The following is a 13976-nucleotide window of genomic DNA, read 5'->3' on the forward strand; positions in this document are numbered from 1 at the left end:
TGGGGTACGGCTTTGTAAGGCTTGATACATTCAGCCAGCTCAAACAACTAAATTCCACATTACTTAATTACTTATGTGGCCATTCACGCAGGGCGATCGCTACACCAGCCTGGAGTGCCGTTGCTGTATCTTGAACTTCAACAATAGCCAAGAGACGCTGATGGGCAAGCTGGGGATTAAGCCGTTTGAGCGCTCTAATTATGTGCAGTTGGGTACTAAGATCGCTTGTGGCCAAGGATTCAATCAAAGGTTCTAAGGCACGTTGATCGCCCAGCAGACCCAGATTCAGGGCGATCTGGCGCTGGATTACTGGCTGCCTGGTGCTGGGACGATTTGCCCTTAGTTGTGCGATTAGAATATCTGCGGTAGCTGCAATCAACTCTGGGCGATCGATGCGGCCAATACTGCTGATCACCTCATGGCATAGTTGTTTTGAGTCTAATAAGTCTAGTGAGTCTAAATTAATCAATTCTCCCAGGTAAGCAAGTGCCTGACTTGAATTGATCCACCCCAGCGAACGGATCGCCTGGATTTTTAGTAGTTCTGGTATTTGTGGGGCTTGGACCAATTGAAACAACTTTTGTGCTGCCAGATCATTGCCAACTCTACCCAGAGCGATCGCCGCCTGTTTGGCCACATCAATGCTGAGATCAAATAGCAGGGGGGCAAGTAAGTTAGCAAATTGATCAAGGGAGTAGTCAACCAGACCAAATTCAACTTTTTGCTTACATCTGACCGCAACCAAACCCATACCGATCACTGCCTCACGTCTGACCATGTTGGCTGGATCGGTTATGGCCGCAACCAGGAGCGGTATGATCGATCGATCCGGGAAATTACTCAGCGCTTTGATCGCCATAGCTCTAACCATTGGCTGGGGATCATTAACCACGGTTTGCAGCGGGGCGATCACCTCGGCAGATTGAATACAGGCAAATGCTTGAACTGTGAGCAGCCTAGTTTTAGGGTCTTGCAACTGCTGGGTTAAAGCCACGATCGCACTTGTGCCCAGCTTGCCCAGTGCATCAGCCGCGATCGCATTTAAATCCTCGTCATTGACATGGAGCAGACTGACCAGGCTAGTGATTGCCACTGGATGATCAAATTCACTGAGAATTCTGGCCGCGAACCAGCATAAATCGGGATCGCTCGTGGCTGTCTGCTCGATTAATGCAGCCAGAGGCAAAACTACTGACTCCCCCAGCTTCACGATTTGCTTGGCTAGCTCCCAGCGTTGCTGGAAATCCCCCTTGCTCAAAGCTGTGAGCATAGTATTGACATGCTCCTCTTGATCAGCCCTTTCCCCAGCCTCAATCAGCTTTGCGGCGCTCTCTAACATAATTATTACTACAATAGTTTAGCTAAAAGGCAATAAATATAAAATAAATGCTACAGGCAAGCCAAATGCTCAGGTAATTGCCAATTCCCATCCTTGATCATTTTTGACTATGCCACTTTGCTCAACTTGCAACTAGATTTACCTAAAGTTAAGTCTTAGTAACTTGCGATCAAATTCTAAGCTTCGATCGTCAGCTTGAAAACACCTTTGCCAATTTATTAGCGCCAAAAACGGATTTAAATCATGCATAAAGCGCATCAAATCCTGATTGGTGTATAAAAAGCTACTTTTTTTAATGTTCGCGCAAAATAACTTAATTTTAATGTTATCTGACATCATTGCCATAAATGTTGATATCCTGCTTTGTCCTTAATAATCATTGCCTCAATCTTGATTTGACCACTCGATTAGAGGCTGAGCTAACCAAGTTAAGGGTTGAAATGTCCAGCTTAAACGATCGACAGCCCTGAATTCAGATATACAGAAGACTGAGAAACTTGAGGGAGCAATTAATATGACCAATACAGCCACCTCTGCCAAGATGAACAAATTTGAGAGGTTCAAAGCCGAGAAAGATGGCCTTGAATTGATTCAAGAATTAGAGCAAATCACCCAAATTGGCTGGGAAGCAATGGACGAGACCGATCGCAACCACCGCCTCAAGTGGTTGGGATTATTTTTCAGGCCGGTTACCCCCGGTAAGTTTATGTTACGGATGCGCACTCCCAATGGTGTGATTACCAGTGGACAAATGCGCACTATGGCTGAAGTGGTGCAACAGTATGGCGATGACGGCAGTGCTGATATTACCACCCGCCAAAATCTTCAACTGCGGGGGATTCGGCTTGAAGACATTGTTGATATTTTCAAGCGGCTTGATAAAGTTGGTCTTACTTCGGTGCAATCGGGTATGGACAATGTGCGTAACATCACTGGTTCGCCGGTGGCTGGGCTAGAAGCCAGTGAGTTGATTGATACTCGTGGCCTAGTGCGCAAAGTTCAAGACATGATCACCAATGGTGGCAAGGGCAATCCTTCCTTTACCAATTTGCCCCGTAAGTTCAATATTGCGATCGGTGGTTGTCGGGATAATTCGATCCATGCTGAGATCAATGATATTGCCTTTATCCCTGCGTTCAAAGAGGGGATTGAAGGTGCGCCGATCGGCTTTAATGTCTTGGTCGGTGGCTTTTTCTCCGCCAAGCGTTGTGCGGCAGCGGTGCCTTTAAATGTTTGGGCCGATCCCAGGGATGTGGTAGCAATCTGCGAGGCGATCCTGGTGATCTACCGTGATTATGGTTTACGTGCCAATCGCCAGAAATCACGACTAATGTGGTTGATTGATGAATGGGGAATTGAAAAGTTTCGCGCCGAAGTGGAACAATATATGGGGCATTCGCTCGTGGCCGCTGCTCCCAGAGACGAAATCGAATGGGAAAAGCGTGACCACATTGGTATTCATGCCCAAAAGCAACCGGGGCTTAACTACGTTGGCTTGCATATCCCCGTAGGACGACTCCAAGCCGATCATATGTTTGAGCTTTCTCGGCTGGCTGAGGTATATGGCAGTGGCGAAATGCGGCTCACGGTTGAGCAGAATGTAATTATTCCCGATGTACCTGATTCGCGCCTAGAGGCGTTGCTAACTGAGCCACTATTAGACCAGTTCTCGATCGACCCTACCCCCCTAACTAGAGCCCTGGTTTCTTGCACCGGCTCACAATTCTGTAACTTTGCTTTGGTGGAAACGAAACAACGTGCCCTGGCGATTGCCCAGGAGCTTGACCAAGAACTAGAACTAGCCAAACCAATCCGGATTCACTGGACTGGTTGCCCCAATTCCTGTGGCCAACCACAGGTGGCGGATATTGGCCTAATGGGAACGAAGGTGCGCAAAGATGGCAAGATAACCGAAGGGGTTGATATTTATATGGGTGGCAAGGTTGGTAAGGACGCTGTCTTGGGTGAACGAACAATGAAAGGGATCGCCTGCGATGATCTCAAGGATGTTTTAAAAGACTTGATGAAGCAACATTTTAATGCTCAGGATAAGGTGGTTTAAGCTGATTAAGCTACCTGAATTAAGCTACTAAGTAAGCAACACAAGCTAGTTCCTGTTTTTTATGGCTCAAGTATTGCTCAAGCTTCCCGAAGCTTCCCAAAGTATAGTTCAATTTAAGCTTGACTGTTGAGTGGATACCCTTGAAATATTTAGATCAGAATCTAGCCAAGAGTTAATGTAGCTGCATCGAGTTGTCCTAGCCTGACTAAATGCTAGCAACAACAAATGAATTCTAAAATTCAAAATGGAACAGAACAGTAGCGATCGAGTAGATAGCGTAGATAACTATGACAAGTGCAGTTACCCCCACAACGGCTAAGCGCAAACGACCATTTAAGATCGGCAAACTAGTTGCTAATATTGCATTCCCTTTGATCGGTTTTGCGGCCGTATTGTTTATCTGGAGCATATTAGCGAAGTTGACCCAGGACAGTATTAGTAAGCTGCCCGATCCGATCCAAACCTTCCAGGATAGCATTCCCTACATGCAGAACTTCTTCTCCACTAAAAATGGCGATGAGGGAATCTTCTTCCTCACCCTTTATAGTTTGGGGCGAGTTGCGGTTGGGTTTACGATCTCCACCATCATTGCTGTTCCCCTTGGTTTTTTGATCGGTACAAATAGAGTTGCTGCCAAAATCGCCAGCCCGCTGATTCAATTGGGTAAGCCGATCTCACCTTTGGCCTGGTTGCCAGTTGGCTTAACCATCTTTGCCGCCTTTGGTGAAGGTTCATTTATTCCCTATGCGGCAGCCGTATTTGTAATTGTTGTTACGTCGATCTGGTCAACTTTAATCAATACAGCCCTTGGTGCCCAGAGTATTCCCAATGACTATTGGAATGTAGCTAGGGTGCTGAACTTGAGCCGATGGATGATTATTAAAGATATTATGATTCCTTCTACTCTGCCCTACATCTTTACTGGTATGCGTTTGAGTCTGGGTACAGCGTGGCTGGTAATTGTAGCGGCGGAAATGCTCACTGGTGGTACTGGTATTGGCTTCTTTGTCTGGGATGTTTACAATACTGGCGAAATCAGTTTGGTAATTTTCTCATTGATTATCATTGGTATCGTTGGTTTGTTCCTTGACCAAGCGATCGCCCAAATCGAAAAAATTGTGGTCGGTCGTTGGAAGCCAAATGTTGGTAAAGCCTAGTCTTTGATGTCTTTGATGATCTTAAGTTTTTATCTTTGATCTTTAAAGAATCAGTGATTAGTAATCGGAAAGTTAAGTAGCGATCGAGGTATCTATGTTATTGCGAACATTGCGAATATTCTGTTATGACCGAGATTAACTTGTCAGTCAGGTTTAGGCCTCTGCCATACTGCTAATTTGTTAATTTGTGTGATAGCTATTCTAGAAATATCTGGTTTAAGGAGAACAAGACAAAATATATGGATCGCCGTAATTTCATTAAATATTCAAGTCTAGCCGCCGCTGGTTTTACCTTTGCAGCCTGTAGTCCTGGGAGTAATGAAACAGCTCCCACTAGTACCGATCCTGGTACCAGCCCTGCGGAAACTGCTGCCTCTGATGCAGTGGACTTTGGCTCCTTGGAAAAAACTGATCTAACGATCGGCATTATTCCGCTCACCGACTGCGCTCCACTGGTGATCGCCAAGGAAAAAGGCTTCTTCGAGAAATATGGCCTGAATGTGGAAATCAGCAAGGAAGCAAGCTGGGCCACGGTTAGGGATGGTTTGATCCAGGGTCGTCTGGATGCCTCCCATGCCCTGTGTGGGATGCCGATGCTAACAGAGCTAGGGCCAGATAAAGCACCGATGCGATCGCTGATGATGCTAGATCTAAACGGCAACGGCATGACCCTCTCCAAAAATGCCTGGGATGCAGGAATTCGCCCTTCGATCGAATACGGCAGCTTTGATGAATTTGGTACGGCCTACCGCGAATATATCAATGGTTTCCCAGAGCCACCCACCTTTGCGATGGTATTCCCCTCATCGATGCACAACTACAATACCCGCTACTGGCTCTCGGCCATGGGCATTGATCCAGAAAACGATGTGAAGCTGATTGTGATTCCACCGCCCCAGATGGTAGAGAACATGAAGGCGGGCACGATGGATGGCTATTGCGTGGGCGAACCCTGGAACCAGCGGGCAGTATTTGATGGCGTTGGCTTTACTGCTACCGTCGATCGAGACGTGTGGAATGGTCACCCGGAAAAAGTGCTGGGTACAATGGAAAGCTGGATTGAGGAAAACCCCAACACAGCAAGAGCAATGGTAGCCGCCGTGATTGAAGCCTGCCAGTATTGTGATGTGATGGAGAATCGCCTCGAAGTAGTGGAAATCATTTCCGGTCGCCCCTATGTAAATGCTAAGGTGGACTATGCCAAGGCATCCATGACTGGAACCTATAACTATGGCGGTTTTGATGAAGTCGATCGCACCACGCCGATCCCTGACTTCAACTTGTTCCATCACATTGACACCGAATATCTCAAAAAACCAGACCACGCCAACTATCCCTGGACTTCCCATGGTGTGTGGCTGCTGACCCAAATGATTCGCTGGAATCAGATCGACATGACGGAATATCCCGCCGATGCCGATGAAATCATCAATCGGATCTATCCCTATGCGATCTACGAAGAAGTAGCTGGTGCATTGGGTATGGATATTCCTAGCGATCGGATGAAGATTGAACCAGCTTCGGTCTTTATCGATGGCCGTGAGTTCGATCCTAGCGATCCAGTGGGCTACCTCAATGGCTTTGATATTAGAGCTAGTCGCCCTCGTTTTTATGCCGTCAGATAGCAGTTCAGATAGCAGCAGCGATTGTTGATAAGTTATGGGCAAATAAAAATGATCATGCTGAACGGTAATCTTAAGCTTGCTTAAAGTAAGATATGAGGCTATTAGATTATTAAATTTGCCCGATGCACTAGTTAGAATATTGCCGTCGATCGATTGCCCCACTTATGGTTTGATTGACGGCAATTCACAAAATAATTAATTGCTTCCACTCTATATCTTTTCTATATCTTTCCTGCCCACCACCGTTTATTCCGGTTGAAAACGCCGATTAGGAACTATGGCTGCATTTGTTGAGATCGATGACGTTTCCAAAACCTTCCCACTGGTTGATGGCGGGCAATATATTGCGCTGAAAAATATCGATTTAAAAATCAAACAGGGTGAATTTGTGAGCCTGCTCGGTCACTCTGGTTGTGGCAAATCGACTTTGCTGAATATTATTGCTGGGCTTGATCGCCCCACCAGAGGCGGTGTTGTGCTCGAAGGGTTTGAAGTAAAAGAACCCAGTCCCGATCGAATGGTGGTCTTCCAAAACTATTCGCTTTTGCCCTGGAAAACGGTGCGCGAGAATATTGCCCTGGCCGTAGATACGGTTTTAACCAACCTGTCTAAGGCAGAACGGAAAGAGGTAGTGGCAGAGCATATTAATATGGTAGGGCTGACCCCTGCCGCCGACAAACTACCAGAGCAGCTTTCCGGTGGGATGAAGCAACGGGTAGCGATCGCCCGTGCCTTTTCAATTCGCCCCAAGGTATTATTACTCGATGAACCATTTGGTGCCCTAGATGCCCTAACCCGTGGTGGTTTGCAAGAAGAGTTGATGCAAATCTGTCAGGAAAATCAGGTCACTTGTATTATGGTTACCCATGATGCCGACGAAGCTCTCTTGCTGAGCGATCGGATCATTATGCTAACCAATGGCCCCGAAGCTCATATTGGTCAAATTTTAGAAGTACCGATTCCGCGCCCACGCCGACGCATGGAAGTAGTAAATCATCCCAACTACTACAGTCTGCGCGGCGAAATCATTTATTTCCTAAATCAACAAAAACGCGCCAAAAAACGCAAAGCACTGAAATCTGATGTAGTGGCAGGGAATGGACTAGAGAAAGTCAACTTAGAAATCGGCTTTATTCCCCTCACCGATTGCGCCCCCTTTGTGGTGGCTCATGAAAAAGGCTTTTTCAAGAAACATGGCCTCACTGATGTACATCTGGTGCGAACGCCCAACTGGAAAGTTTTAGACCAGAGTATTGCGTCTGGCCAAATTGATGCAGCGCAAATGCTGGCGGGAATGCCGATCGCTATGACTCTGGGCGCGGGCATGACCGGAAAACCTGTACCGATTAGAACTTCAATGGTGCTATCGCGCAATGGCAATGCGATCACCTGGAGTAAGCAGCTATATGATCAGGGCGTGCGGGATTTAGAGTCATTTAAAGCCTATATCAGTGCCGATCCCGATCGCCTCCATACCTTGGGGATGGTCTATCCTTCTTCGATGCATAATTTAATGTTGCGCTATTGGCTAGCCACTGGTGGAATTGACCCCGATCGGGATGTGAACCTGACCGTTACACCGCCGCCCCAGATGGTATCTAATTTGCGCTCTGGCAACATTGATGGCTATTGTGTTGGTGGGCCGTGGAATTCACGCGCAGTCCATGAAGGTTTGGGCACAGTGCTGGCAACGGATATTGATCTCTGGCCAGGGCATGTGGAAAAGGTACTAGGGGTGCGCGAAGATTGGGCTTATAAATATCCCAAAACCCATATAGCCTTAGTGAAAGCCCTATTAGAAGCCTGTGCCTACTGTGACGATCGCCGCAATCGAGAAGAGATCTTAGAGTTGATTTGTCGCTCTGATTATGTTGGTTCTGATCCAGCCTATACCAGAGTTGGGTTTATTGATCCCTATCGCTATAGCCAAGCTCAAGAACCAGTTAATCTCAATCGCTACAACCAGTTTTATGTGGATGGCACCAACTATCCCGATCGCTCCGAAATGTTGTGGGTAATGACCGAGATGGCGCGATGGGGTATTGTACCTTTCCCCAAAAACTGGGTCGAGGTAATCGAGCTAATCTGTCAAACCGATGTGTTCTCAGCAGCAGCAAAGCAACTCGAATATAGCGAAAGCCGACCAGAACGCAAGCAAATCCAGTTTTTTGACGGGATTACTTTTGATGCTAGCAATCCAATCCAATATCTGGATAGTCTGGCAATCAAGGGTGACATTAAGGTGATGGAGATCCTAGTTGATGAGATGGGCGCGATTGACCTTGGCGATAACCCTAGTTACAAATTAATGGGTACAAATTAGACACATTTGTACCGGATAATTCACGTTAAGCTATGCAAATATAAATACAACTCAAGTCCCACTAGTAATGACCAATCATAGATCTAAATTTTCCCATTACCAGTACAAAATTTGTTGATCCTCCCCGACTTAAGTAATAGCTGAATACTAGCCAATAGCCATGCAAACCATAAACGAACCAATTGCCCAGCCAGATGTGATGAGCGATCGCCAACCTTTCGTAGAGATTACTGGAGTTTCCAAAGTCTATCCGACCCCAGAAGGTTCTTACACCGTTCTGGAAGATGTGGAATTGACCGTGCAGGAGAAAGAATTTATTTGCCTGATTGGTCATTCTGGCTGCGGTAAATCAACTCTTTTGAATATGGTAGCGGGGTTCCTAGAGCCAACTACCGGTACGGTTATGGTTGGCCAAAAAAAAATAAGCGAACCAGGCCCCGATCGGATGATGGTGTTCCAGAACTATTCGCTATTACCTTGGAAGACTGCGTTTGAGAATATTTATCTGGCGGTGGATTCAGTTTTCTCTGATCTTTCTAAGCCAGAGAAAGTAGCGATCGTCCATGAGAATCTAGCATTGGTGGATTTAATGGAAGCTGCCGATAAACTGCCAGAGCAACTTTCCGGTGGGATGAAGCAGCGAGTAGCGATCGCTAGAGCCCTGGCAATCAAGCCCCAGCTTTTAATCTTAGATGAGCCATTTGGGGCACTCGATCCAATTACCAGGGAAGAATTACAGGATGAGTTGCTCGATATCTGGCGCGACCATAGGGTAACAGTGTTGATGATCACCCACGACATTGATGAAGCCTTGTTCCTGGCCGATCGGGTAGTGATGATGACCAATGGCCCCGCTGCCAAAATTGGCGAAATACTGGAGGTGAATTTCCCACGCCCCCGCGATCGGGCAAGGATGATGGAAAACCCAGATTACTTTAATCTGCGTAATGAAGCCCTGGACTTCCTCTATCATCGCCATGCTCACCAGATTACTAAGTGATCTAGTCACCCAAAGTGGCGTAATGCCTAGATGCATCTAGGCCGATCTAAGAGGTTCCTAAATAGCTAATTACTAATTAACAATCGGCGCATTATTGGCCGTGAATCTAATAATCTAATAATCTAAAATATATAACTCTACATATAAACATTAACTTTGAATGGACACCGTAAAGACGCTCTGTCCTTACTGCGGCGTAGGCTGTGGTTTGGAGGTAGTTGGTCAGAACAATAGCAATAATGATTTAAGCGGCTGGAAAGTCCGTGGCGATCGCAGTCACCCTTCCAGTCAGGGGATGGTCTGTGTTAAAGGAGCCACAATTATTGAGTCAGTTGATGTCGATCGCCTAATGCAACCAATGGTGCGCGATCGTTTGGATCAACCATTTCAACCGACCAGTTGGGATGCTGCCCTGGATTTGATCGTCGCCAAAATCCAGCAGGTGCGCCGCAATCTGGGCAGTGATGGCCTATGTATGTATGGTTCTGGCCAGTTCCAAACCGAGGACTATTACACCGCGCAAAAACTATTTAAGGGTTGCTTAGGCACCAATAACTTTGATGCCAACTCACGGCTATGCATGTCTTCGGCGGTGTCTGGCTATGTACAGAGTTTTGGCGCCGATGGCCCACCCTGTTGTTACGACGACTTAGAGCAAACCGAATGTGCATTTTTAATCGGCACGAATACGGCTGAATGCCATCCGATCGTATTTAATCGCCTGCGCAAACACCACAAAAGCAATTCGCAGGTAAAAATGATTGTGGTCGATCCCCGCCGTACGCCAACTGCTGAGGCTGCTGATTTACATCTGGCAATTCAACCTGGTAGTGATATTGCCTTGCTCAATGGGATCGCCCATTTACTGTTGCAATGGGGCAAACAGGATCAAGCTTTTATTGCTCAACACACAAATGGCTTTGAAGAATTTGCCACCTTAGTCAAAGACTATCCGCCGGAGCGGGTCGCGCAAATATGCGGTATTACGGTTGAAGATTTAGAAACCACCGCTCGCTATTGGAGTGAATCGGCCAGTGTATTGTCAATGTGGTCGATGGGAATTAATCAATCGACCCAGGGCACGGCCAAGGTTCAGGCGATCATTAATTTGCACTTACTCACCGCCCAAATTGGCAAACCTGGCGCAGGACCATTTTCCTTGACAGGGCAACCAAACGCAATGGGTGGCAGAGAGGCAGGCGGCCTTGCCCATCTATTGCCGGGATACCGGAGTGTGACCAATCCTCAACACCGTGCCGATCTGGAATGGTTCTGGCGGTTACCGGTGGGGCAAATTAGCGATCGCCCTGGTCGCAGCGCCTGGGACATTGTACGGGGCTTAGAAAATAATGAAATTGGTTTGCTTTGGATCGCCGCCACCAATCCAGCGGTCAGCTTCCCTGATTTAGAACGCACTAAGGCCGCACTCCGGCGATCGCCCTTCACGATCTATCAAGATGCCTATTACCCCATCGAAACCTCAGCCTATGCCCATGTGTTATTGCCAGCAACGCAATGGAGCGAAAAAACTGGCACGATGACCAATTCCGAACGCTTTGTGAGTCTTTGTCCTGCTTTCCATCAACCGATTGGTGAATCCCGTGATGATTGGGCGATCTTTGCCGAGGTGGGCAGACGCTTGGGCTTTGGGGATAAATTCCGGTTCGCCAACTCCGCGCAAGTATATGCCGAATTTGTGAAAATCACCCGCGATCGCCCCTGCGACCAATCGGGGATCAGCCATGCTCTTTTGACCGAAGCAGGCCCGACCCAATGGCCCCATCCGGCTAGTAGTCAGCGATCAAACCAACCTAAACGACTCTATCAAGACTATCGGTTCAATACTGCCGACGGTCGCGCCAAATTTGGAATTAATCATAATAACGGTCTATCTGAGGCAACTGATGATGCATATCCTTTTGTATTAACGGTGGGTCGGCTTTATGGTCATTGGCATACCCAGACTCGCACTGGCCGGATCAAGAAGATTCAGCAAATGCATCCCCAGCCATTTATCGAGATTCATCCCCGTGATGCCGAGGAGATCGCGGCAACGGCAGAAAGCTGGCTCGAAGTGAAATCACGGCGAGGGATGGCCAGGTTCCCAGTTAAGATCACCAAGGCGATCGCCCCTGGGGTGGTGTTCGTACCCATGCATTGGGGGGCACTGTGGGCAGAAGATGCCGAAGCTAACTCGTTGACTCACCCTGATTTAGATCCAATTTCTTTGCAACCAGAACTAAAAGCCTGTGCGGTGCGATTGCGGGTTCTCTCAAACTTGGAAGTCTCAGCCCAAACCGATCGCAAAACAGAAATGTCGGGCACCCTGACCCAGTAGCTCAACCAACAATTAATCCAATTAATCACTTCCCCATTTCTGCGATCGGCTTTAGCGATCGAAACTGGTTTCATTGACTAGAGAAGCAATATGCCTAGTTCGCAACCAAATCATTTTTAGGAAAATCAATGATGTCACATCCACCGATCGAGGAATCCCTTAACCCAGAAGCACAGACTATCTGCCCTGGTCATAATATTCATAACCAAAATCCCACCACCTTTGACTTCGAGGCAGATTTCATTAAGTCATTGCGCTGCATTCCGATGCAGGTTCGCTATAAGCTGGATACTTGTGGTATCAAACTCAAGTTGCAACATTGGCATTCATTGAGCCATACCGATCGCCAGCAACTAACCAATCTACCCTGCGAATCCAGTCAACAGATCTATGCCTATCGAGAAAAGCTCTGTGCATTAGTGATCGCCAGTGGTTGCGATCGCCCCAAAGACCTGCCGATCGATCCCATGCCCGACTGGTTAAACACCAATCGAGTACCGGAAGTGGTGATTCATAAGGCTCAAACTTTGGATCTTGAAATTAATTTAAATCAATGGAAACAACTCTCACCATTGCAACGCTTTGCTTTGATTAAGCTTTCGCGCTCTGGCCATGAAAATCGTAATTTTCTACCTGCTGCAACTGAATTTGGTCTAGTCCTTGCTGAGTAAATGAGATTTGTGAAAATAAAATATTAGTCAGGGCAAGTACTGCCAAAAAAGTGATACAAACTGTCATCTGTCTAACCTCTACCAGTTTTACATGTGGATGGTGCAGCGCTTACAATCTCGTCGATTCCACAGTTTCTAATTTCCTGGATATAGATATATTAGACTTCTTTGCAGAGCGCCCAAATAACGACTGAGATCCTGATTATCCGATCGCCTACTTGAACTTTTGCAAGAGTTTTATTAATTATTAGCTGGAATAATTTACCAACTAGGGTAATTATGATTGGTGCAATTATTAGGAAGTAAATAGTTGAGCTGGATGGCAATCCCACCTATTTTGTTTAATCGATTAAATTTGAATTGATTAAGTAATTATTGATGCATTTAGATTAATTCAGAATTTCATTAGCCTGCCATATCCGTTTTTGGGCTTGCCAAGCTGAATCCATAATTTGCAATTTATCTTCTACGCTTAGCTCCGTAGAGAAGCTCAGGTTTAAAGTTTTATTTATATATTTGCGTAATTGAGTTTCATTTTGGTTGCTCATTAGTCCAATCTCCAAAGCTAGTACATCGAATAAGTAGCCCCAGTCAATAGCTATTTATCTTTTATCTTGATTTATCCCTATACCTACTATCGCCCAGGTTCATGCCTAAAGAATCACGCACTTGGCTGAACCAGTAGGGTGATATTGTCAGAAATGGGAACTTAAGTTACTAAAAAACGATCGCATCAGTGCTCTGGTTGCAATAGTACACATCTCGATCGCAAAAGTTACCCCATTTCAGCAACGCTAAGCTGCTCAAAACGAAACGGGTGTGATCAAGCAATAGGGTTTTCGGTGTTGCTGATTGTTTAGGATGGCTTGACGAACTATCAATAATGCAAATTGCTATCATTCATCGGTTTGTTTTGTGAGGTATTGATGAAATTAACATCCTTACCCCTAGTTTGTTAGTTTGTCATATTAGGGGTATGTCGAGCTAAAAGGTAGTGATATTTATAAGGCCGTTAGAACAAATAGATTCCACCATTAATTTAATTTCTAGGAATATTAAAAGGTCAAAGAAACTTTGTTTTATCGTTCCTAGCCGTGTGCCTAAATTTGTTTCTAGAGATCAAAAAATGAAAAAGCAACTTGGGAATAGATTTAATGCTGATTTGCAGATTAAATCAGGCCAAGAGACATTTGATCTTAGCCAGGTTACTAACTAGTTGTTATTAAGCAATTTGCTTCAAGATTTGATATTGGCCAAGCACAAGCCAAGCACCCAATACATCAGCGATCGTTGATTATTAGCGTAAATCTAAAGTTTAGGCTAAGGTATTAGCAAAACTAATTGAGCGCCACTTCAAATCACTTCAATTAAATTGCTTAGATCGCTTCTGTACCGCCATAGCCCAAGGTAGCGATCGCCACAGAAACATCAATGTTGCCGAAACTGCGCCCCATAACTAGA

General features: G+C 46.1%; 9 protein-coding genes. 7 read left to right on the forward strand and 2 right to left on the reverse strand.

Going from position 1 to position 13976, the window contains the following annotated elements:
• Positions 1-67 precede the first annotated feature (67 nt).
• The gene (locus tag PSE7367_RS11750; protein ID WP_015165561.1) at positions 68-1339 is read right to left on the reverse strand and encodes a HEAT repeat domain-containing protein; all 1272 of its coding nucleotides are present in this window, start codon (positions 1337-1339) and stop codon (positions 68-70) included.
• A gap of 514 nt (positions 1340-1853) precedes the next feature.
• Between PSE7367_RS11750 and PSE7367_RS11760 the strand changes: the two genes are divergently transcribed.
• From PSE7367_RS11760 to PSE7367_RS11790, 7 genes are all read left to right on the forward strand, one after another.
• Entirely contained in the window at positions 1854-3401 is a 1548-nt protein-coding gene (locus PSE7367_RS11760; protein WP_015165563.1) for a ferredoxin--nitrite reductase, read from the forward strand.
• 287 nt (positions 3402-3688) lie between these two features.
• Positions 3689-4558, forward strand: coding sequence for a nitrate ABC transporter permease (ntrB, locus tag PSE7367_RS11765; RefSeq protein WP_015165564.1), 870 nt, complete (start codon positions 3689-3691; stop codon positions 4556-4558).
• Between the two features lie 239 nt (positions 4559-4797).
• Positions 4798-6183, forward strand: coding sequence for a CmpA/NrtA family ABC transporter substrate-binding protein (locus PSE7367_RS11770; RefSeq protein WP_015165565.1), 1386 nt, complete (start codon positions 4798-4800; stop codon positions 6181-6183).
• Between the two features lie 277 nt (positions 6184-6460).
• Positions 6461-8506 (forward strand): ABC transporter ATP-binding/substrate-binding protein, encoded by a 2046-nt coding sequence (locus tag PSE7367_RS11775; protein ID WP_015165566.1) that lies wholly within the window; start codon positions 6461-6463, stop codon positions 8504-8506.
• Positions 8507-8666: 160 nt separating this feature from the next.
• Entirely contained in the window at positions 8667-9506 is an 840-nt protein-coding gene (locus PSE7367_RS11780) for an ABC transporter ATP-binding protein (protein ID WP_015165567.1), read from the forward strand.
• A 160-nt stretch (positions 9507-9666) separates the two neighbouring features.
• Positions 9667-11844, forward strand: coding sequence for a molybdopterin oxidoreductase family protein (locus tag PSE7367_RS11785; protein WP_015165568.1), 2178 nt, complete (start codon positions 9667-9669; stop codon positions 11842-11844).
• Positions 11845-11972: 128 nt separating this feature from the next.
• The gene (locus tag PSE7367_RS11790; protein WP_015165569.1) at positions 11973-12515 is read left to right on the forward strand and encodes a nitrate reductase associated protein; all 543 of its coding nucleotides are present in this window, start codon (positions 11973-11975) and stop codon (positions 12513-12515) included.
• 389 nt (positions 12516-12904) lie between these two features.
• Here PSE7367_RS11790 and PSE7367_RS22020 read toward each other — a convergent pair whose 3' ends face one another.
• Positions 12905-13063 (reverse strand): hypothetical protein, encoded by a 159-nt coding sequence (locus PSE7367_RS22020; protein ID WP_015165570.1) that lies wholly within the window; start codon positions 13061-13063, stop codon positions 12905-12907.
• Positions 13064-13976: the final 913 nt, after the last annotated feature.

It is taken from the genome of Pseudanabaena sp. PCC 7367 (assembly GCF_000317065.1).
GTDB classification, from domain to species: Bacteria; Cyanobacteriota; Cyanobacteriia; order Pseudanabaenales; family Pseudanabaenaceae; genus Thalassoporum; species Thalassoporum mexicanum.